The sequence below is a fragment of the Desulfurivibrio nitratireducens genome (assembly GCF_044068515.1).
Lineage (GTDB): Bacteria > Desulfobacterota > Desulfobulbia > Desulfobulbales > Desulfurivibrionaceae > Desulfurivibrio.
Genome location: NZ_JBIPKI010000018.1, coordinates 1 through 21432, shown reverse-complemented (window position 1 = coordinate 21432; position 21432 = coordinate 1). Strand labels below are relative to the sequence as shown.

Below are 21432 nucleotides of genomic sequence, written 5' to 3'. Positions count from 1 at the left end.
GTTTTTGCCAGGGCCCCGGGAGGCAAAAAACCGCCCCCGTTACCGGGCATATTCCACCGTTCGGCTTTCCCGGATCACCGTAACCCGGATCTGGCCGGGATATGTCAGCTCTTCTTCGATTTTTTTAACTATATCCTTGGTCACCACCGCGGCCTCGGCATCGCTGAGCTTGGCGCTGTCGACGATGACCCGGATTTCCCGCCCGGCCTGGATGGCGTATGATTTGTCCACCCCCTTAAACCCGTTGGCAATTTTTTCCAGGTCCTCCAGCCGTTTAACATAGGATTCCAGCATTTCCTTGCGGGCGCCGGGTCGGGCCCCGGAAAGGGCGTCGGCCGACTGGACCAGGATGTCGAGAATGGTATCCGGGGGAATATCTTCATGGTGGGCTCCAATGGCATGGACCACCTCGGCGGTTTCCCCGTATTTCTTGGCCAGATCGGCCCCGATGCTGGCATGGGATCCTTCGACCTCGTGGTCCACCGCCTTGCCGATATCATGGAGCAAACCGGCCCGTTTGGCCTGCTTGACGTTGAGCCCCAGTTCGGCCGCCATGATCCCACAGAGAAAGGCCACTTCCAGGGAATGCTGGAGACAGTTCTGACTGTAGCTGGTCCGGTACTTGAGCCGGCCCAGCAGCTTGATCAACTCGGGATTGACCCCGTGGGCTCCGACATCGAAGGTGGCCTGCTCGCCGGCCTCCCGCATGCCGATCTCCAGCTCCTCGGCCACCTTGTTGACCACCTCCTCGATCCGGGCCGGATGAATCCGGCCGTCGGCGATCAGGCGTTCCAGGGCCAGGCGGGCCACCTCGCGGCGAACCGGATTGAAGCCGGACAGGATGACCGCCTCCGGGGTATCGTCGATGATCACGTCGATTCCCGTGGCTGCCTCGATGGCCCGGATATTGCGTCCTTCCCGGCCGATGATGCGCCCCTTCATCTCATCGCCGGGCAACGGCACCACCGACACCGTTTTTTCGGCCACGTAATCCCCGGCGTAACGGGAAATTGCCAGGGCCAGAATATTTTTGGCCTTGCGGTCGGCCTTCATCTTCATTTCATTTTCAATCCGGACCACCGCCTTGGCCGCTTCCATCCGGGCCTCGCTTTCGATGCTTTCGATCAACAGCTGCTTGGCCTCATCCCGTGAGATTCCGGCTATTTTCTCCAGTTGGCTGCGCTGCTCTTCGATCAGGCGATCGATGTCCAGGTTGCGATTCTTAAGCTTCTCTTCCTCCCGAACCAGGGCCTGCTCCTTTTTAAGCAGTTCCATCTCCCTTTTGTCGAGCAGATCGATCTTGCGCTCCATCTGATCGAGCTTATTGATCAGGCGTTTTTCCTCTTCGGCCACCTCCTTCTTGCGTTCACGGACATCGTTTTCCGCCTCCTGCTTTACCTTCAGGGCCTCATCGCGGCTCTGCAGAATGGCGTCTTTCTTGATCCGCTCGGCCTCGGCCAGAGCATTCTCAACCAGCTTCCGACCTTGGGCCTCGGCCTCCTCCCGGCGGCTGTCAATGATCAATTTACGCAGGTAAAACCCGACGGCCAGGCCGACGGCCAGCGCTACCAATGCAGCCATCACGGCCACAAATAAGATTTCGGACACGGGAATCCCCCCTTGACTAAGATTAAACAGGCCGAACAAGAGAGGAAAAAGGAAGAAAAACGATAAGGAGCGGGCAATCCGGGGGCGATCAGGTGTCCCGAAAGTGGCTCGCAATCGAGGGCCCGGCGGTTATGCTGTGGCAGCACAGGGATGGCGAGCAACGCCAACCGATGGTAAACCGAACGGAAAATCAGCGGTCTAAGACACCGGTCTCTCTTAAGTTGCCGTCCCTGCCCTCCGTTGCATACTTTTCTAACCCTTGTGCCGCCGGCAGACCCGGGCGTCCGGCCCAGGCCGCCGGAAATCGGGGGAAAGATCAGACGAAAAACGTTCCGGGGAACAACTGCTTCCAGCCTGCCAGCAGGATCTTTTTTGGGGAATCCTAGCTGGTGGAGCCGTGGGCCAAAGATCCGACCGCGCGCCACTCCGCCAACCTGCCGGCAAACCATGCCTCGAATATTACCGGGCGCGACGCCCGACCAGCCGGTCAGCCGCCCCGCAGAAAAACACTTCTTCCTCTCAACAAAAAACAAGAATAAACATATATAAAGCCCACCAAAAGGGCGTTTGCCACAAAAAAATCCCCCGCCTTTGCCGTCTCGAGTCGGTGACATCGAACCTAACAGAGTTAGGTGGGCGCTACCTGCGTTCCTCTTTTAAGGAATTCGGCGGACCGACTTCCTTGCAAGAAACAGCTTGAGGTCACCCTCAATGTCAATGTTGGCTCGAAATTTTTCCGCCCGAAAACGAACAAGGCAGGGGAAAAAGTTATAAGCCTTCGTTGCTCAAATACCCGGCGGTTTCGCGGTTTTCTCGATCTGGGTGGTCAATCGACCAAGCGAGATCTCGACCCGCTGCCGGTACTCTCTGAATTCACGCTTCAGGCGAACATATTGGCCCGCCATGTTCAAACTGGTGAGAATCGCGGCTTTATTGGCCGGCAACACCCGGGAACCTCCCTGGCTGACCTCCTCCAACTGGGTTTTGACCAGGTGGAGAATCTCGTGGACATCCTCTTCGGGGGCGTCAGTATAGAGCGGATATTCCTGGCCCAGTACCTCGAATTTAACCAAGCGTTCCAAGGCCTATCCCTCGGCTAAGTGTTACCAAAAACCACCGTGGTTAGCAATAGCAAACGTTCAGCAACCAGGACTGCCCGACGCAATGGCAGCACCGCTTCATGCCGGCGGAGCAGAGGAGGTCGGCTCGGCTTCGTCCTCATCGGCCCGACCGGTGAAATTGCGTTCCCACTGCTCGATGGAATCAATGAGTCCGCTGACCCGGTGCCGAACCTGTTCCTTTTCTTCCCGCAACCTGGTCAACTCCTCCTGCAGTTCGGCCTTTTCACCGCTGGCCTGGCGCAGTTGCTCCGCCAAACTTTGCTTATCGGCGGCAACCGCATCGAGTTTGCTCAGCAGATTGTTAACAATATTTTCCAGGCGGTTAAGGTTTTCCTCGTGACTCATCGCGTCTACTCTCCCAGAGCAAAAGACAATCCCGTATTGATTGGCAGACAAAACTGAAAAATCAAAGACTTGTCAAACAATATTCATAAAATGGAATAGAGCTTCACTCTACCGTGAGCAATCTCACCGGTCAAGAAATTTTCCAGGCTTCATTTCCCTTTCGCCCACCGGTATCCGACAGCAGGGTTGCTCGGTTCCGGTCCCGTGTTTAGTCATGAGAACTTGCCACAATTGAATGTTCCTGGCCCGGAAGGCGCCGGCGCAGGAGAGCAGGTAGTATTCCCACATGCGCTTGAAGCGTTCGTCGTAGCGGTTGAGCAGCTCGGGCCAGGTCCGCTGGAAATTTTGATTCCAGGCCATCAGGGTGCGATCGTAGTGGGGGCCAAGGTTGTGGATATCCTCGATGACAAAGAGACCCTCGGCCGCCCGGCCAATCTGGGCAATGCTGGGCAACATGCTGTTGGGAAAAATATATTTGTTGATCCAGGGATCACAGCCGCGGCGAGAAATGTTGCTGCCGATGGTATGCAGCAGGAAGATGCCTGCCGGACGCAGGCAGCGGGAGGCCACTTCCATGAAAATACGATAGTTTTTGCGGCCAACATGCTCGAACATGCCCACCGATACGATTTTATCAAAGCAACCCTCGATGGCGCGATAATCACAATCCTGAAAATCCACCGGCAAACCGCGACATATTTCGCGGGCATGTTTAAGCTGCTCCCGGGAAATATTTACCGCGGTCACCCGGCAGCGGTAATGTTGGGCAAAATAGCGGGCCAGCCCTCCCCAACCACAGCCAATGTCCAAAACCCGATCACCGGGCTGGATGTCGAGCTTGGCGGCAATCAAGTCCAGCTTGTTAATTTGGGCTTGCGTCAGGTCATCGTCGCCGTTGACGAAATAAGCACAGCTGTACTGCAGGTTGGGATCGAGCAAGGGCAGGAAGAGGTCATTGCCGAGGTCGTAATGTTGTTCGGCGATTATCCGGGCCCGTACCGCCGATTGCAGGTTGAAGAGGACGGCGGGCAATTCATGCGCCAGGCGAGCGGCCCCACCCTTGACCTTTCGGTGCAGGCCGTTGATCAGCAGGCGGTGGATCATGCCGTCGATCTGTCGGCAATCCCACCAGCCATCCATGTAGGACTCCCCCAGGCCCAGGTTTTTGTCCCGCCAGACCCGGCGGTACCACCTTGAGTCATGCACTTGGAGGTCCCAGGGGTTGGCTCCCCCGACAACGATTCCGCTTTGCTCCAACAAGTTGCGTACAGTTCTGGATATCATGAATTCCCCCCATTACATGATAATCCGTTCTGGTTTCAGCACGATGCTGCCGGTAACCAAAGTATATTTATGCTAGCACGACACCTCTCTGGATGCAATAGATCAATTAGTTCGTCAGATCAATGCTATAGGGGAAAAACCTCATGGTACCAGGGGCAAGCATCGGCTATGGGTCGGCGGAGGATCATTACAGGTTATCAACCTTGATGCAGCAGGCCCCGACTCGAGTCTCTCGAAATCAGACCTGGCTGATACGCCTAAATTGGCAGGGATTTACAGGAGCAAAAAACTTTATCCTGATTCATCACGGCAGGGTTTGGTTTTTTAAGTCACTGAAGGAGGCAACTTCTTCCCCCTCGGCCAGAACGCAGTCATGGAGTTTGACGAAGGAGTTGATCCGACAGCCGGGGGCGATTTTGCTCCGGCCGCTGATCTGAACGTGGGGGTGAATGACCGTATCGGGGCCGATAACCGCTTCCTGGGCCACCAGGGTCGTTTCCGGCTGCATGATGGTGACTCCGCTGAGCATCAGCTCGGTGTTGCGGCGCATTTGCAGGATGGCGTGAGCCCGGGCCAGTTCAACCCGGGAATTGACCCCGAGCAGTTCGTCGGAATCGGGGCAGCAGTAGCGGTGGACCGGCTGGCCGGAGGCCCAGGCGATTTCAACAATATCGGTAAGATACATCTCCCTCTGCCGATTATCCCGGCCGACTTTTGCCAGGGCGGGGAAGAGAAAATCGATCTCGACGCAATAGATGCCGGCATTGACCTCATTGATCAAGCGCTCCTCATCCGAAGCGTCCTTTTCCTCCACGATTCTTGCCAGCCTGCCGGCCCGATCGGTGATGATCCGGCCATATCCGAAGGGTTCGGCCACCCGGGTGGTCATGACGGTCAATTTGTCCCCCCGCTCCCGATGGGCGGCCAGCAGGGCCGCCAGGGTTTGCGGGCGAACCAGGGGGGTATCGCCGCAGAGGATCAGCAGCGTCCCCTCACCCTCCCGCAGGCTGGGAGCAGCGGCTAAAACCGCGTGGGCGGTGCCGTTCTGCTGCTCCTGCAGCACGAATTCCAGCCCCCGACCGGCGAGGACCCCCATCACCTCCTCACGTTGATGACCCACCACCACCTTGGTGGAAGCCGGCTTGAGGGCCGCCACCGCAGCCAAGACATGGACGATCATCGGGGCGAAGAAAATTTCATGGAGCACCTTGGCCTTGGCCGAGCGCATCCGGGTGCCCTTCCCCGCCGCCAGCACCAGAATATGAAGGGGTGAATTATTCATGCTTCTTTTGTTATTTCCTTTCCATAAGTAAGATGCTCTTCCCGCAATCGCCGGATAAACTCCCCGTAGGCCTCAGGACCCTGGCCGTAAGCGTCATAAGACTCGAAAAGCCGCAGGGAACGAACGCCGGTATAACGCAACCATTGCCGGTTGTCCGCCTCACTGCCCCGGGTCATCATCACCATGGTTTCGGGATCCATCTTGGCAAAAATACCGAGCCGGCGGAGTATTCCCTCCGGCAGGCGCTGAACCAGCATGGTAAAAAGCTGGGCGAGCTTGAGAGGGGCGGGAAGGAAAATGCCCCAATGTTTGTTGAGGGCCTGCTTGGACTGTTGAAAAATTTCCTTCCAGGTCAGGGCCTCCGGGCCGGCGGCGGTAAAAACGAGGTGGCGGCTGGCCGGAATCTGCTGGACCAGCCGGACGACTCCGACGGCCAGTTCACGGCAATGGATCGGCTGAATATAGGCCCGGCCAATATAAAAAACCAGGGGGAAAGAGGCAATCCTTTCCAGCAGCAAGTGCCCTCGACCCGGCTCGAAAATCACGTTGGGGCGGACAATGATCCAGTCCAGCTCATCCATGGTGGCCAAAGCTTCTTCCATCATCATTTTGGTCAGAGGATAGGCGAACCGCTCATAATCCGGCCAGCCAACCCCGGTGGTGGAAATTTGCACCACCGGCAGATATTCCCGCGGGGGACCGGAGCGCATTTTTTCGGTACGATAGAGCCGGACCGCCTCGAACAGGGCCAACGGCGCCCGGACATTGACGTTTTCCAGGCTCTGGCTCCCAAAACAGTTGGCAATGCCGACATTGTTGACCACCACGTCGGGAGCGCATTCGCGCAGCCTTCGCAGCCAGGTGCCGACATCGAGATCCTCGTTGCAATCAATGATGATGCATTGATCGGCGGGCAGGCCGCATTGGCGGGCGGCCTTGTCCGGACTGCGAACGCCGCAGATCACCCGGAATCCGGCCACGGCAAATTCCTCCACCAGGGCCGGCCCGAGAAATCCGGTAGCGCCCACGACCAATACGGTTTTGGTCTCTGTATCACTCATCTGTTTTGCCTTGCCGGCTCTTTTCTCTTAAGCCGCGCCCCGGGAACCATAAAGGGCGTCTCACGGTAATATTTTTCATATTCAGCCCCAAAACGACTTCGGAGTTCATGCTCCTCGATCAGCACGATATAGCCGCTGCCGAGCAGCAGACCGAAAATTAAACAAAAAATCCCGGTTGTCAGGGAATCGAACCAGATCCCCAGGGCGAGAAAGTATAGAATCGTTCCGAGTTCTATGGGGTTGCGACAGAAACGATAGGGACCGGTACATACCAGTTTTCTGGTCGGGGTAATGGGCGCCGGGGTGCCCTCACCCTTAAACCAGAGCTCGTAAAGAGCCCAGAACATCAAAACCATGGCGATGGCCAGGGCCCCCGCCATGACCACCAGTTCCAGGAAGCGCGGCCAGACCAGGGGAATGAACCCGCTTAAATAACGGGCTAACAGAAAAATAACCAGGGGGGAAAGGACCAGAAAAACCAAGGTCCCCGGCAGCAGGGATATTATTTTATAGGCTGGCGAATAGTCCTTGCCGACAAATTTCAGAAAAAAACCGGTCAGATTCACAGGATCCCCCTCCCCTCACAGCATCCAGACAAACCCGGTCAAAACCTAAACCCTCTGGAACCATACCAAACAAATACCCGCACCACAATCAGCGGTAAGATCGATTTGCGGCCGGATCAAACCTCTCCCCCCATGATAAAGTAGCGCCATAAGTGAAAGGATGAAAAAAAGGCGAACAGAACCAGCAGTAAAAGGGAAATCCGCAGCGCGAAGCGCTGATAGGCGGTCACGACTTCCTCTCCGGCGGCCGGGCGTGTCGCCACCCCGTTGAGGCGGAAGCGGGGGCGCAACAGATCGACGGCGGGAGCGGAGATGGCCAAAAAGGCAGCAGGCAGCAGAGTGCCGTATATGGCGAAGCCGACATAGGCGTATTCCGGCTTGAGGATGCAAAAGGGACAGTTATGAAAGGGCATGGCATAGATATAAGAAGAGATTACGGTTATGATGGCAAGCAGGGCCAGGGGCAGAAAAAAGGCCCAGGTCAGGCCGTAGCCGGCCAGTAGCAGCCGGTCCGCCCGACCCGGTTCAGCGGCGGCCGCCTCGGCCGCTGGCGCAAACTTCCGCTGGCGCCATGCGACAAGCCCGCCCAGCAGGGCCAACAGGATCATCGTCCCGTAAAAATAAGGAACCAGCCGGTTGCCGGCCATTTCCGCCATAAACTGGGAACCGCTGCTTGCTGCACTGAAAACCACGGCGCAGCAGGAGACGATGATGTCGGGCTGGAGGTTGAGCAGGTAAAGGGTCTGGAGGACGATATCGGCGCCCACCAGGGGGATAATTCCCAGCAGGTACCAGCACTTAAGCCGCACCAGGGGATAAAACTCGGAGCGGGTATCCAGGCGATGCAGTACCAGCCAGAAACCATAGAAAAATACCCCGGTCATTTTGAGCAACAGGGCCGGAATGCCGAAATCGTTGGCCAGCAGGGTGCCGGTGGCGCACATGGCTCCGGTGATAACCCCTGCGAACTCGTCGGCCGCCAGGACCAGCAGCACCAGGCTGACGATCTGAATCCCCAGGGCATAGGCCACCAGGGTGGAAGAAAGCCAGATTTCACTTTCCAGTCCGATCTGGCGGGCATCGTCACTGGCCGGGTTCCAGTATCGCAAAACCCGGACGGCGCTCACCGCCGCCACCGCCAGCAGAAAAACCACCAGCAGACTGCCCAGGCTGAGCGCCAGTGACCAGGTGTTCAGGAGCATCAGGCGTGATCCTCGGGAGCGGTGTCCCCCACTCTGCCGTCATGCACCTCCACCACCCGGTCGATGGCCGGATGTTCGGCCACCAGGGGATCGTGGGAGGTGATGATGATGGTTTTGCCGGCGGCTTTGAGTTCAGCCATGATCGCCATGAATTCGTGACTCAAGCGACTGTCCAGGTGGGCGGTGGGTTCGTCGGCCAAAATCAGGGGCTGGTTGTTGATCAGAGCCCGGGCAATGGCCACTCGCTGCAATTCGCCCCCGGAAATCCGGCCGGCGGGGAAGTTTTCCCGGTGGGCAATGCCCAGGCGCTCCAGCAAAACCCGGGCCCTTCTCCGGCATTCCTTGGGGGGCACCCCCAGGGGCAGCAGGGGCAGTATAATGTTGTCCCGCACCGAAAGGGCCGGCAGCAGATTGAAGCGCTGAAAGATAAAGCCGATGGTTTCACGGCGGTGAATGGTGAGAAAACGATCCGGCAAGCGGGCCAGTTGCCGGCCGGCGATGGCGGCCCGGCCGCTGCTGGGCGGAAAAACACAGCCGATGATGGCCAGCAGGGTACTCTTGCCCGACCCGCTGGGGCCTTTCAGACAGACCAACTCACCGGCGGCCACCCGCAGATCGACATCACGCAAGGCCCGAACCTCGTTAGCCTTGCCCCGGTTGTAGATTTTGTTGACCTGCTCCAGTTCAATCAGCATTGTTTTGGCCATTATATCATCCGTTTAGGGCATCCTCCGCCGGAACCGAGGCACAGCGCCAGGTGGGAATCACGGTGGCGGCAAGATAGGGCAGCACGGTGAGGCTGAAGAGCAGCAGGACGTCCCGGGCCTCGAGCTGGGGAATCAGAGTAAAATGGGGGTGAATCACCGACCAGCCCACCATCACCGGCCGGAAAAGGCCGGCGGCAAAATAAACCACATGGATGTAAGCCAGCAAGAGCCCCAGGAGGAAGGCAAACCCCGCCACCAGCAGAGCCTCCCAACCGCGCAGGGCCAGGATATCCGGAGTTTCCCAGCCGACGATTTTGAGTACCGCCACCTCACGCCGCTCCTCCGGTGAAAGCCCGGAAGCCTTGTCCCAGGCCAGGATGGCAAAAGCGGCCAGGGCGGCCAGCAGGCAAACGGCGGCAAAACCGCTGCGCCAGCCGAATACCGCCTGGTAGGTCCGCGCGATCTGTTCCCGGGTCAATATCCGGCTGTCGGGCAGGATTTCCGCGATTCTGCGGGCCAGGTTGGTGATTTCCGCCGGATTGTAGACATAAACGCAGAGATCGGTGGCCAAGCCGGCGGGAACCTGGAACAGATCGCGGGCCTCGCCTATGTGCAGGGCGATCAGGTCGGCGGTGAGCAGGTCGCTCTCGGGCCGGAAAAGCCCGCTGACCTGCAGGGTCTTCAAGGAAAGATCGGGGCGGAAAAGGGAAAAAAAGGCACCGTGCTCCAGTTCCAAAGCCTCGCTGACCAGACTGCCCAGGGCCGCTGGGGCGATCTCCGCTTCCGGGGCGGCGGCATTGGCCGGAGCGGCGGGAAAGTGGCCGCGGGCCAGAGCCTGGCCGAGATGCTCGGCAAGCGGCATTTGCTCGGGATCCACCCCGATCACGGTGAAATTGGCTTCCCGCACCTCGTCGAAATAATAACCCCAGATCCGGGGCACCACTTTTTTGATGCCGAACAGGCCGGTCAACTTTTCCTGGTAAGCCAGGGGAATCGATTCCTGGCGGCCGGCCGTCATTTTCTGGATGACGATGTCCGGAGCCGGGGCCAGCACCCGCTGGGTGGTGGCGGTGAGGGCAGTGGTTACCAGGTGAAAGGAGGAGATCAGGAAAATGACCCCGGCGAAAACCAGCAGGACCGCCCCGTTCTTCCAGCGCCGCCGCCAGAGTGAGGAGAGGGCGAAATCAACCAGGTTGAGTTGCTTGGCCAGGGCTTTGTTCATGGTTGCCGCCGATAGGGTGGCGGCGGGGCCCAGAAAGAGCCGGTGGGAAAATGCTCGATGCTGCCGGGATGGCTCATGAAGGGCGCCAGGGGATCGCTCACTGCCGGATGGCGGGTATAGCGGGCCTCGGTGGCCAGACAGAGATCGGTCAGCCCCAAACCGGCCACCGCGATCTCCAGGACCGGCAAGGCGACCTGCTGGCGATCCGCCAGCCCCCGGCCTTGAATCAGCAACAGGGCTCCGCAGGCCAGCAGAATCAACAGTCCCAGGGAGGCCAGGGCGACGGGTCGCATCAGGCAGTCCCTTTAGTCTGCACAACTATCCGGCTGACCATCCCGTTGCCGCAAAAGGCCACCGCGACGATCATCGCGGCAATCATCGCTTCCGGGATTGCCGAATCGCCGCCGAACCCCGGGGAGGTTACTATGTTGTCCGGCAGAAGGCGGTTCAATGACCGGGCCCCATCCGATGGCCGGAACGCATGGCCTGCACCCGCTCGGCGGTGATTTGGTCAAAGGTCAGGATCTCGCGCCCCTGGTGGTCGCGCATGAAGGTATCGGCGGCTTCCCGGGAGGCCAGGGGCAGAAATTCGTGCCCCATGGGGCCATGGACCGAACTGCCGACCACGAAGTAGGCCTGCCGGGCCTCGAGCCATTGCAGGGTATAATAATCCTTGGTCCAGATTGCCTTGACTTGGGCTTCGGCCCGACCGCCGAAGTTTGCCGGATGGAAATAATAGGCCAGCAGGTCCTTCATCCCGTCAAAAAAATGAACTTCGCCGCCATCAAGGTGCAATTGACTTATCCACTCGGGATAACGGGCGACAAACATTCCGCATACCGGACATTTCTCCCGGGCAGCAACTTTTCCCACCGGAGCCGGCAAGAGCTCCGGCCTTTCTCCGACCGCCGCCGATTGACCGATCTCGGCCCAGGCCGGGGTCGGCGAGCCGATCACCAGCAGGAGCAGCAGAAAAATTCCGCCCACAACTCCAGGCACCATCCGCCAGTTCCCGATTCCCCCAAATCCTGCTGCCGCCAGATAACTCCTCATTGCAAATACCCCCCGATCAATCTTTCCAGTTCCGCTTCCCCTACCCCGCCCAGCACCGCGGCGGTCAGGCGATTTTGCGGATCGATAAAAATGGCCTGGGGATCAAGCTTGACCCGGTATTTCTCCGCGATCAGTCCGTCACGGTCAATGATGACCGGAAACTCGATTTCCAGGTCGGCGATAAAGCGTTGGACCATGGCCTGGTCTTCATTGCGGCTCACGTAAATGATCATCAGACCCTGATCCTGGTAGCGCCGATAATAATCATTGAAAACGGGGGTGTCGGCCCGGCAGTACTTGCAGTCCACCGACCAGAAGCGGAGGACCACCGGCCGCCCGGCCAACTCGGCCATGCTGATCCGGTTGCCGTGCTGATCCACGGCGCTGAAATCCGGGGCCGGATCACCCAGCTGCAGCTTGCGCTCCTGCCCGCAGGCTCCCACCAGCAAAAGCAGCAGGGCAATCCCCAGCAGCCGCCAGGCCGGCCCGGCAACCAGCCGCCAACTTCCCCTCTCCCCCTCGAAACTCCCCATAAGACCTCCCTTTGGGCTCAACAGGACACTTTGTGGCAATCGCCAGCCAGCTCAAATTAGCCGAAAGTACGGCTGGACACAAGACTGGTTTAAATTAAGGGTTCCCGGGAAATTCTCTGCCCCCAGGTAGCCGGCAATTTGCCGGGCCCAGCGAGATCGAGAAAATACTCCCAGAGTTCTGGCTTTTTGGAGCCTGAAACCGTATAATCCCAGTGAGGTTTCCTCTTGACATCGCAGGCCCCTTTTTTTATAAGTGCTCTTTCCTTCTGGGGGATCGTCTAATGGTAGGACTGCAGACTCTGACTCTGCCTGTCGGGGTTCGAATCCCTGTCCCCCAGCCATTGCGGAACCAAGGGGCTGCGGAATATCCGCGGCCCCTTTTTTTGTGCCGCTGGCCAACAGTCAGGTCCCCGGAAACAACCGCCGGACCAGCCGGCTTTGAGCCGCGGTCCTTATTTGCCGAGGTATAGCAGATGGATATCTTTCTGGCTGGAGCCACCGGTTTTGTCGGCAGCGCCCTGATCCCCCATCTTTTGGCCGAGGGCCACCAGGTCCGGGTCCTGGTCCGGAATCCTGGCAAGGCCGGGCAACTGCCCGCCCCGGTCAAGGTGGTCAACGGCGACCCGACCCGGCCCGGCCCCTGGCAGCAGGAAGCAGCCGGAGCCCAGGTTGTCATCAACCTGACCGGCACCAGCATCTTTACCCGCTGGACCCCGGCGGCCAAACGGCAGATTCTTGACAGCCGGATCCTTGCCACCCGCAATCTGGTAGAGGCAATGGGTCCCGCCGGACCCGACGGGGCCAAAACGTTGATCAATGCCAGTGCGGCGGGATATTACGGCGGCCAGGGCGACGAGGTCAAAACCGAAGCGGCCGGACCGGGCCGGGATTTCCTGGCCGAAGTCTGCGTGGCTTGGGAAAAGGAGGCCTTCCGGGCCGGCCAGCATGGGCACCGGGTGGTGGCAACCCGCCTGGCCGTAGTCCTGGGCCGGGGCGGCGGAGCCCTGTCCCAAATGCTGACCCCTTTCCGCCTCGGACTGGGGGGGCGGCTCGGCAGCGGCCGCCAGTTCTTTCCCTGGATTCATCTCGCTGACCTGACCGCGATTTTTGTTTTCCTGATCAAGCATCCGGAGATATCCGGGCCGGTTAACTGCGGCGCGCCCAACCCGATCAACAACGCGGAATTCACCCGGGCCTTGGGCCGGGCCCTGAACCGCCCGACCTGGTTGCCGGTGCCCGGTTTTATGTTGAGCCTGCTCTTCGGGGAAATGAGCTCGGTCCTCCTGACCGGCCCGGCGATGATCCCCGCCGTGCTGCAAAAACATGGGTTTGCTTTCCAGTTTCCCGCCATCGACCAGGCCCTGGTCGACCTGGTGGGCCCTAAAACTTCGCCCGACCAGAAATAGAATATGGTTAAATTTCTCCTCCGGTCTGCCGGTGGGCCCGGCTCGGGCTCCGGCCTCTCTTGCCCCGGGGTCAGGATTTTGCTGGCCCTGATCTTTTTTTGCCTGTTGCCGCCCGCCGGCGCCTACTCCCAGGACGAGCCGCAATCATCGCCGCCCCGAATTTCCTCCGCTGCGGTCCACTTCTATGACTTTAGCCAATGGAGTGTTATCGGCTCGCTCCGCGAACATCGCGTCCAGGGCCGGGAATCACTGCATGAAATCGCCCGCGACTACGGGCTCGGCTACCGGGAGATTACCATGGCCAATCCCGAGCTGGAGCCCTTTCTGCCCGGGGACGGGGCCAAGGTGCTGATTCCCGCCGCCAAGGTGCTCCCCGAGGTCCCGTTCTCCCAAGGCATCCTCCTTAACCTGGCGGAGAAAAGGCTCTATTATTTTTTTCAACGGAACGGGGAAGACCTGGTGATTACCTTTCCGGTAGGGATCGGGGTTCTTGACGCCGATACTCCCGGCGGTGATTTCACGATTACCGCCAGACTCAGCGATCCCAGCTGGACCCCGCCCGCCTCCATCCGGGCAAGGCGCCCCTACCTGCCGGCGGTGATTCCGCCGGGCCCGGACAACCCCATGGGCACCCATGCCCTGCAGCTTTCCCGCAGCAGCTACTATATTCATGGCACCAATCGGCCCTGGTCCATCGGCCGGCGCGCCACCCACGGCTGTATCCGACTCTATCCCGAAGATATACCGGTTCTCTTCGCCATGGCCGAAGTAGGAACCCCGGTGCGGATTATCAACCAGCCGGTAAAAATCGGCCGCCGGGAAGAAAGCATCTATATCGAGGTGCATCCCGAGGGAGAGCGGGCCAGTCATTGGCGCCAGTACCTGGCTGAAGCGGAAAAAATCCTGCGGAAAAAGGGGCTGGAGGGAGAGATTGACCGGCGCCGGCTGGAGGAAGCCGTTCGCCGCGGACAGGGATTTGCGGTCCTGATCAGTTCCGGAAGTTAACCGAAGCAGCTCCGGCCGGGCACCGGGCTAACGCTGGCAGCGCCAATCAGTCGGCCGCAAAAGATTGAGCGGTGGGACTGGGGGCCGGCAGCGCCGCCCCCCCCCAGTCGTCCGCCCACCACAACTATTTTCTCTGCTGCAACTCGAAGGCCTTCTCTACTTTGGCGAAGGCTTCTTCCGCCCTGGCGGCGGCGGCATCGGCGGCCCGGGCCGACCGGGCCGCGGAATCCCTGGCTTCCTGGGCCATATCCCTTACCTGCTGCAACTCCACCTTCATCGCATCAACGTCGCTGCTCAGGCTGTTGACCCTTGCTTCCAGGGCATCCATCCTGGCCTCCGTCGAGCCCGTCCGCTCATCGACGTATTGGGTTGTGGCACAACCGGCGGAAAAAAGCAGCGCCAGACCAAGAACCAGACCGAGTAATTTTTTCATTGCCAACTCCTCCATTCTTCCTGAATTAATTGTTCTGACCGCTTGACAGCATACTGACAGGATTGTCTCACAACATCGCTGAAAAAATCAACCAAATTGCAAGACGAACCTCGCCTCCAACCAGCTTGTCGCCATCGCGGTCGACCTGCCCCTTTTTTAATCAGGTTCAAGATGGATGTCAACAGTTGAACCTGCTAGGTGTTAGGAAGAGCAGCCCGCCAGCTGCCGGGGACAAGGGGGGCAACTTTTTCGAGGGCTCCTTTTTCCCGGCCTATAAGCAGCTCTGACGCTCAGCGGAATCGAACACGAAGCCGGCGACAGGACCGGCTTCCGGCAACTCCGTAGGCTCTGGATTGAGTCAGGCCACAGGCCTGCCGATCGTCTTGTTTACCAGCCCACCCCCGAAGAGCCCAAAGGTAAACTTCCTGCCGCCTGACGGTTGATTAACCCCCGATAACTGCCAAGAAAATATGATTTGCCGCCATAAGCAGCTTGAAAAAAGTGGCGTTTATCCTGTATGTTGCCAAGTCCTGCCGCAGCAGGGCATCCATGCCAAAGTCCGGCAACCGGCAAGGGGCCGGAACAGGCTGCCGGGCCGGGCCACGACCGGCTTCAGGCCGGCGGGACTGCATGACAACCGGCAAGTTCTACTCTCTGCAACCTTCACGTTCGGGGCCGGTTCTTCGCTAACGAAAACAAAGTCAAATAAGGGGTTTTAAAGATGATAAAGATCGCGGTTCTGCCCGGTGACGGGATCGGTCCCGAAGTTATGCGGGAAGCCATCAAGGTTCTGGACGCGGCCCAGCGCCGCTTCGATTTCGCCCTGAGCTATGAGTATGCCGATGTCGGCGGCTGCGCCATCGACAACCACGGCCAGGCCCTGCCCCCCAGTACCCTGGAGCTGTGCCGGGCCAGTGATGCCATTCTTTTCGGCTCGGTGGGCGGGCCCAAGTGGGAAAACCTGCCGCCGGAACAGCAACCGGAACGGGCGGCGCTGCTGCCGCTCCGCAAGACCTTTGAATTGTTCTGCAACCTTCGGCCGGCCCGGGTCTTTCCTTCCCTGGCCGCGGCCAGCCCCCTGCGTCCCGATATCGTCGGGGCCGGCTTCGATCTGCTGGTGGTAAGGGAGCTGACCGGAGATATCTATTTCGGTCAGCCCAAGGGCCGCGAGGGCAGCGGCCCGGACGAAAAAGCCTACGATACAATGGTTTACACCCGCCGAGAAATTGACCGCATCGCCCGGCGGGCCTTCGAGGCCGCCCGCCTGCGCCGCAATATCGTCACTTCGGTGGACAAGGCCAATGTCCTGACCACCATGGTGCTCTGGCGGGAAGTGGTCAAGGAGGTGGCCGCCGACTATCCCGATGTCACCCTGAACCATATCTACGTGGACAATGCGGCCATGCAGCTGATCCGCGATCCCCACCAGTTCGACGTCATGCTCTGCGGCAACATGTTCGGCGATATCATTTCCGACGAATGCGCGATGATGACCGGCTCCATGGGGTTGCTGGCCTCGGCCAGCCTCAACGAGGCCGGTTTCGGGCTTTACGAGCCGGCGGGCGGTTCGGCTCCCGACATTGCCGGCCGGGGAATCGCCAATCCCATCGCCCAGATTCTCTCCGCGGCGATGATGCTGCGTTACAGCTTCCAGCTCGGCGAGGCTGCCGATGCCATCGAGCAGGCCGTGGCCCAAACCCTGGGCCGGGGAATTTATACCGCCGATATCGCAGTGGACAAAAGCCAAGCGGTCAATACCGTTGCCATGGGCGATGCCATCGCCGCCGCCATCGCCCAATAACGCGACTATCCGGCCGGCCGGAAAGCCGGGAGCCGGGAGCAGCGCCGTTTCGTTTAAGCCGGCGGCCGCCGGACCCGGGCGCCGGAAAGAACAGCGCCGGACCGGGCCTCCCCTTGCCGCCAGGTAATACGGCCTAAGCCTGTTCAGACTTCAAATCTTGAGAAAATGGTGCCAGCAACTGCTCCATTGATCAGCAGAGGACCGATAATCGTCATGAGCAACCCCACCCTGCGCCCCCCCATGCCGGACCCGCTTACCTTTGGGGACTGTTGCAAAACCTATACCTATGACCAGGACAAGGTCTGCAGCCCCGAAGAGACCGTGGCCCGATTCAAGCGGAAACTGGCCGAGGTCAAGCTGGATATCCTCAACGGGGTGCGGCGAATCGACACCGGCCGGCTCGATATCCCGGTCTATTTCAGCGTCTGTGGCAAAGATGCCTACCAGACCATCGGCAACAAGAAACAGATGGGCAAGGGCAGCACCCCCGCCCAATCCCAGGCCAGTGCCTGCATGGAACTGGGCGAGCGCTTCAGCTTCTTCAGCTTCAAGAAAAACCCGGCCAACTTCATCCGAGCCACCTATGCCGAACTCAAGGCCGAAGGTTTGCCCCTGCTGCCCCTTGAGCGCCTGCTCCAGTCGGTCCATGACCAGAACACCGCCCCGGAGACCCTGGCCGAACTGATTGCCGATATTCCCATCCAATGGGCCTGGGCCACCAACCTCAACCGGGGTGAAGTGGTACTGGTCCCCTTTTCCTGGTTCTACGCCATCAACGAGTTCAACGGACCTTCGGCCGGCAATACTTACGAAGAGGCGATTCTGCAAGGGATCAGCGAGATCGTCGAACGCCACGTCTGTGCCCTGGTGACCCATGACCGGATCAAGGCTCCGCTCATCGACCCGGAATCGATCAACGACCCGGTAGCCCGCGAGTTGCTGGCGAAATTCACCCGCCAGGGAATCCGGGTTTACCTCAACGACTTCAGTCTGGACACCGGCATTCCCACGGTGGGCGCCCTGGCCATCGACCCGGCCACCTTTCCCGAAACCAGTGAAATCGTTTACACCGCCGGCACCACCCCGGAACCCAACAAGGCCCTGATCCGCGCCCTGACCGAAGTGGCCCAGCTGGCGGGGGATTTTCACACCAAGGCCAATTACGTGGCCAGCGGCCTGCCCAAACCCCTGGCCCTGGATGAAGTCGATTACATCATCAATCCCGGCCGGACCGTGAGCTTGGGTGATCTGCCCGACCTCTCCGACCACAACATGAAGGTTGAGATCGAGCGTTGCCTGGCAGCTCTTGCCAAGCTGGATCTGGAGGTCCTGCTGCTTGACGTGCGCCACCCCGACCTGCAGATCCCGGCCATCTACACCATCGTTCCCGGGGCCCACTTCCGGGAACGCTCGATGAGCAAAAACGCCGGACTCTTTGCCGCCAAGCTGGTGCATGAAGAGATCGCCGCCCCCTCCGTCCAGATCGAGCAGCTCAACAAAATGAAGGCGGTGCTGCCCCAGGCCTATTTCATCGAGTTCTACCTGGGTAAGAACATGATGGCCCTGGGGCGGCAACAGGAAGCGATGGTCCATTTCAACCGGGCTCTCGCCCTGAACCCGGAGGCCGAGGATCTGCCTTACATCTATTCCTTCATGGGGGACTGCCTCAAAAACATGGGCCGCTACCAGGAGGCGATCAAGGTCCTGCACCAGGGGATCGAGCTGGACGAGGAGCGGCCGGACATCCACAATCTCCTCGGTTTCTGTCACTACAAAATGGCCGCTTATGAAAACGCGGTGGCCCACTTCACCCGCAGCATCGAGTTGAATCCGGCCTCGGCCATCGATTTTGCCAACCTGGGCGTCAACCTGCGCAGGCTGAACCGCAACGACGAGGCGGCCCACAACTTCAAGATCGCCCTGACCATGGACCCCTCCCTGGAATTCGCCCGGGCCAACCTGGATGAGCTCTTTGCCGAACAAGGCCAGGCCGCCCGGGTAAACGCCGGCTAGCTTCGCCTTTTGCGGGACCAGCAGAGCAGGCTAGCTGAATATGCGGCCTTAACGGACGCTTGCCTCTTGCCGTAAGCCATATTTCCCCGGCGTTACGGCAGATTTTAGCCTTGCCGCCGCTAACTCTCCCGCTTTTTGCCTTCCCCCGAAAATAACATCCCGCCGGAGCGCTGCTCCAGCGGGATGTTTAATGCTGAAAGAAATTGACCCGGGGCCGGGTTCAGGTTGTCCCGGTGCTCCGGACAACCAGGCCCAGTCAGTCGGCCAGGGGATTGATGGCCAGGCCGGTGAGGATTTTGGGGTAAAAAAAGGTCGATTTATGAGGCATCACCAGATTTTCATCGGCCACCCGCCTCACCTGGTCCACCCGGGTGGCGTTCATCAGAAAGAGCACCGGGGTCAATTCCGATCCCTGGCGGGCCTCCTTGATCGCCACGTCCAAAGCTTCATCGGCGTCGCTGTAATAGTCGATCAGGTCTCCCTGGACGCAACGGCTTTTATCGAGATCCGGCAGACGGTCAATGATCAAATCAGAGAGCACCACCACGTCCAGTTCACGCAAGGCCTGCGGCTGGTGGCCGGCCTCCCGGTCCATGACGCCGTTCCTCATGGTCAGGAGGAAACAGCGGTCCTCGCCGGGGTGATACATGCCGAAACGGGTTTTCTTGCCCTGTTCCTGGCCCTCCGCCATCCGGCTGAAGGTCTCAATCAGCAGGCTCTCCCGCGATCCGGTGGTGATTTCCTCCACCTCGAATGATTCCGCCAGCACCGCCAGCAAATCTGCCCCCGCCTTCGCCCCGGGCAGGCGCAACAGGCGGTGGGTGGGCAGGACGCTCAGACCCGGATCCTCCATCCCGCAAAGATACATCATCGTATGATTGGCCGGACTTTCCGGCTCCACCCGGCCTTCCCGTTCCCGGGCCAGGGCCCGATACTGCAGGGCGGTGGTATAGCGATGGTGGCCGTCGGCGATGTAAAGCGCTTTGTCCCGGAAATAATCGCCCACCGCCGCCAGCACTGCCGGGTCGGTAACGGCCCAGAGGCGATGTTGGCAACCGTCACTGTCGGTGACCAGATACAGCGGGGCATCGGGGCGGCCCTGGGCCAACCGGTTGACCACCTCGCCCCGGGGATCGGAATAGAGCGAAAAAATCGGGCTGAACTGGGCCTGGCAGGCATCCAGAAGCTTCAGGCGATCGGAGGTAACCCCGGCAAAGGTTTTTTCATGGGGCTTGACAATCCCTTCACTGAATTCCGCCAGCCTTACCCGACTGAGAAAACCGCGCCGGGTGAGGGTCTGCCCTCCCGGGCGCCGGTAATCGATCTCGTAAAAATAAAACGCCGGCCGCTCCTCCCGCAGCAAAACCCCCTCGGCCTGCCAGCGGCCAAAAAGCTCGGCGGCCCCGGCATAGCGCTCGGAGGTCATCTCCCCGCTCTTGACGTTCTTGCTCAAATCGAGCCGGATCATATTGTAGGGGTTCTTGGTCGACAGAGCCGCCTGAACCTGGGCATCAATGACATCGTAAGGCGGGGTGACCACCTCTTCGATGGCATGGATTTTTGCCGGATTGTAACGCACGGCGCGAAAAGGGGCGATAACGGCCATTTCAGTCTGCTCCTTGACAAAAAAAGTAATTGGACAAAAATTATTGAGATGCCGCTCAGCCCGGGCGCAGCCAGCTGAACCAGGCTCATTAACCCTGTCTTTTCAGATCGGCATAAGGTATAAAACGAGTTGCCATTCTTATTCAAAAATTGCCCGCCTTGCAAGCGGTCTTTCTTTATCCCATTCTGGCGAAAGGAGCGATTTGATGTTCGAAATATTCACCACCACCCATTTTTCCTCGGGTCATCACCTGCGCAACTATCCCGGCAACTGCGAAAGACCCCACGGTCACAACTGGAAGGTCGAGGTCACCATCCTGGCCGACGATCTCGATCACCTGGGGATGGGGCTTGATTTTCGCGATTTGAAAGCGGCCCTCAAGGTCATCATCGACGAGCTCGATCATCGTGATCTCAATGAGCTTCCGGCCTTCGCAGCCATCAACCCCTCCTCGGAAAATATCGCCCGCCATATTTTCCAGGAACTGAAAAAAAGCCTGCTCAGCGAGCGTTATCGCCCTTACAAAGTGACCGTTCTGGAAACCGATGCCTGCGGAGTTACTTACCGGGAAGAACGCTGAAGGCGGCCATGGACGGCAACGGCCTGCTGGTCTCGGAAATATTTTACAGTATTCAGGGGGAGTCGAGCCATGCCGGTTACCCCTGTATTTTTGTCCGCCTGGCCGGCTGCAACCTGCGCTGCACCTATTGCGACGCCCGCTACAGCTATGAAGAGCCGGGAAATTTCCAGGGAATTAACGAGTTGCTGGCCGCCATCGACCGGCTGCCGGCGGCGGAAAGGGTGGAAATCACCGGGGGCGAGCCCCTGCTCCAGGAAGGGGTTTATGCCCTGATGGGCCAGCTGCTGGCCCGGGGCCGCCGGGTTCTGCTGGAAACCAACGGCAGCATTTCTATAGCCCGGGTACCCGCGGCGGTCCACTGCATCATGGATGTCAAGTGTCCGGGCAGCGGCATGGCTCCCCAGCTGGACCGGGAAAACTTCCGGCGCCTGACCAGCCGGGATGAAATCAAGTTTGTCCTCTGTGATCGCCCCGATTACGACTGGGCCCGGCAGCTTATGGCCGATTTCCGCCTCGGCCCCCCCTTCAATCTGATTTTTTCCCCCGTCGCCGGCCGGCTCGACCCCCGCATTCTGCTGGGACACCCCTCGCTATGATCGTGACC

General features: G+C 59.5%; 21 protein-coding genes, 1 tRNA gene and 1 other RNA gene. 7 read left to right on the top strand and 16 right to left on the bottom strand.

Annotation, left to right across the window (positions count from 1 at the left end; genetic code table 11):
- Positions 1-39: 39 nt before the first annotated feature.
- From rny to ACHHTY_RS06525, 14 genes are all read right to left on the bottom strand, one after another.
- Positions 40-1581: a ribonuclease Y gene (gene rny, locus ACHHTY_RS06590; protein ID WP_395493308.1), complete on the bottom strand. Its 1542-nt coding sequence runs from the start codon at positions 1579-1581 to the stop codon at positions 40-42.
- A gap of 605 nt (positions 1582-2186) precedes the next feature.
- A non-coding RNA gene (gene ssrS, locus ACHHTY_RS06585) (6S RNA) lies at positions 2187-2373 on the bottom strand.
- 20 nt (positions 2374-2393) lie between these two features.
- On the bottom strand, positions 2394-2690 hold the full coding sequence (locus ACHHTY_RS06580) for a cell division protein ZapA (protein WP_395493307.1): 297 nt from the start codon (positions 2688-2690) through the stop codon (positions 2394-2396).
- 96 nt (positions 2691-2786) lie between these two features.
- Positions 2787-3074 carry a DUF904 domain-containing protein gene (locus ACHHTY_RS06575; protein ID WP_395493306.1) on the bottom strand — a complete coding sequence of 96 codons (288 nt, stop codon included), beginning with the start codon at positions 3072-3074 and terminating at the stop codon, positions 2787-2789.
- Between the two features lie 123 nt (positions 3075-3197).
- Positions 3198-4358, bottom strand: a complete 1161-nt coding sequence (gene cfa / locus ACHHTY_RS06570; protein ID WP_395493305.1) for a cyclopropane fatty acyl phospholipid synthase — start codon at positions 4356-4358, stop codon at positions 3198-3200.
- 304 nt (positions 4359-4662) lie between these two features.
- Positions 4663-5640 (bottom strand): bifunctional UDP-N-acetylglucosamine diphosphorylase/glucosamine-1-phosphate N-acetyltransferase GlmU, encoded by a 978-nt coding sequence (locus ACHHTY_RS06565; RefSeq protein ID WP_395493304.1) that lies wholly within the window; start codon positions 5638-5640, stop codon positions 4663-4665.
- Positions 5637-6701 carry an NAD-dependent epimerase/dehydratase family protein gene (locus ACHHTY_RS06560; protein WP_395493303.1) on the bottom strand — a complete coding sequence of 355 codons (1065 nt, stop codon included), beginning with the start codon at positions 6699-6701 and terminating at the stop codon, positions 5637-5639. Before ACHHTY_RS06560 ends, ACHHTY_RS06565 begins: the two co-directional genes overlap by 4 nt.
- Complete coding sequence (locus ACHHTY_RS06555; protein WP_395493302.1) at positions 6698-7267, bottom strand: methyltransferase family protein; 570 nt, start codon at positions 7265-7267, stop codon at positions 6698-6700. The genes ACHHTY_RS06560 and ACHHTY_RS06555 overlap by 4 nt, the downstream gene beginning before the upstream one ends.
- 116 nt (positions 7268-7383) lie before the next feature.
- A complete protein-coding gene (locus ACHHTY_RS06550) occupies positions 7384-8469 on the bottom strand; it encodes a hypothetical protein (protein ID WP_395493301.1) in 1086 nt (361 codons plus the stop codon).
- Positions 8469-9176, bottom strand: coding sequence for an ABC transporter ATP-binding protein (locus ACHHTY_RS06545; RefSeq protein WP_395493300.1), 708 nt, complete (start codon positions 9174-9176; stop codon positions 8469-8471). Before ACHHTY_RS06545 ends, ACHHTY_RS06550 begins: the two co-directional genes overlap by 1 nt.
- Positions 9177-9180: 4 nt before the next feature.
- A complete protein-coding gene (locus tag ACHHTY_RS06540; protein ID WP_395493299.1) occupies positions 9181-10398 on the bottom strand; it encodes an ABC transporter permease family protein in 1218 nt (405 codons plus the stop codon).
- Positions 10395-10691, bottom strand: a complete 297-nt coding sequence (locus tag ACHHTY_RS06535) for a hypothetical protein (RefSeq protein ID WP_395493298.1) — start codon at positions 10689-10691, stop codon at positions 10395-10397. The genes ACHHTY_RS06540 and ACHHTY_RS06535 overlap by 4 nt, the downstream gene beginning before the upstream one ends.
- Positions 10692-10845: 154 nt before the next feature.
- Positions 10846-11400, bottom strand: coding sequence for a nitrous oxide reductase accessory protein NosL (locus tag ACHHTY_RS06530; RefSeq protein ID WP_395493297.1), 555 nt, complete (start codon positions 11398-11400; stop codon positions 10846-10848).
- A 47-nt stretch (positions 11401-11447) separates the two neighbouring features.
- Positions 11448-11984, bottom strand: coding sequence for a peroxiredoxin family protein (locus tag ACHHTY_RS06525; RefSeq protein WP_395493296.1), 537 nt, complete (start codon positions 11982-11984; stop codon positions 11448-11450).
- 267 nt (positions 11985-12251) lie between these two features.
- Between ACHHTY_RS06525 and ACHHTY_RS06520 the strand changes: the two genes are divergently transcribed.
- The 3 genes from ACHHTY_RS06520 (at position 12252) to ACHHTY_RS06510 (ending at position 14395) form a co-directional block, all read left to right on the top strand.
- Positions 12252-12325: transfer RNA gene (locus ACHHTY_RS06520), tRNA-Gln, on the top strand.
- A 132-nt stretch (positions 12326-12457) separates the two neighbouring features.
- Complete coding sequence (locus tag ACHHTY_RS06515) at positions 12458-13390, top strand: TIGR01777 family oxidoreductase (protein WP_395493295.1); 933 nt, start codon at positions 12458-12460, stop codon at positions 13388-13390.
- Between the two features lie 3 nt (positions 13391-13393).
- Positions 13394-14395, top strand: a complete 1002-nt coding sequence (locus ACHHTY_RS06510; protein WP_395493294.1) for a L,D-transpeptidase family protein — start codon at positions 13394-13396, stop codon at positions 14393-14395.
- Between the two features lie 124 nt (positions 14396-14519).
- Here ACHHTY_RS06510 and ACHHTY_RS06505 read toward each other — a convergent pair whose 3' ends face one another.
- Positions 14520-14828, bottom strand: a complete 309-nt coding sequence (locus ACHHTY_RS06505) for an alanine-zipper protein (RefSeq protein WP_395493293.1) — start codon at positions 14826-14828, stop codon at positions 14520-14522.
- 721 nt (positions 14829-15549) lie between these two features.
- On the opposite strand from ACHHTY_RS06505, the gene leuB reads away from it, so the two are divergent.
- Both leuB and ACHHTY_RS06495 read left to right on the top strand, forming a co-directional pair.
- Complete coding sequence (gene leuB, locus ACHHTY_RS06500) at positions 15550-16629, top strand: 3-isopropylmalate dehydrogenase (protein ID WP_395493292.1); 1080 nt, start codon at positions 15550-15552, stop codon at positions 16627-16629.
- A 186-nt stretch (positions 16630-16815) separates the two neighbouring features.
- Positions 16816-18642 carry a YcaO-like family protein gene (locus ACHHTY_RS06495; protein ID WP_395493291.1) on the top strand — a complete coding sequence of 609 codons (1827 nt, stop codon included), beginning with the start codon at positions 16816-16818 and terminating at the stop codon, positions 18640-18642.
- Positions 18643-18898: 256 nt separating this feature from the next.
- Here the strand turns inward: ACHHTY_RS06495 and ACHHTY_RS06490 are convergent, their stop codons facing one another.
- Positions 18899-20248: a DUF1015 domain-containing protein gene (locus tag ACHHTY_RS06490; RefSeq protein WP_395493290.1), complete on the bottom strand. Its 1350-nt coding sequence runs from the start codon at positions 20246-20248 to the stop codon at positions 18899-18901.
- Between the two features lie 205 nt (positions 20249-20453).
- Between ACHHTY_RS06490 and queD the strand changes: the two genes are divergently transcribed.
- Both queD and ACHHTY_RS06480 read left to right on the top strand, forming a co-directional pair.
- Entirely contained in the window at positions 20454-20828 is a 375-nt protein-coding gene (queD, locus tag ACHHTY_RS06485) for a 6-carboxytetrahydropterin synthase QueD (protein ID WP_395493289.1), read from the top strand.
- Positions 20829-20836: 8 nt separating this feature from the next.
- A complete protein-coding gene (locus ACHHTY_RS06480; protein ID WP_395493288.1) occupies positions 20837-21424 on the top strand; it encodes a 7-carboxy-7-deazaguanine synthase QueE in 588 nt (195 codons plus the stop codon).
- Positions 21425-21432 lie beyond the last annotated feature (8 nt).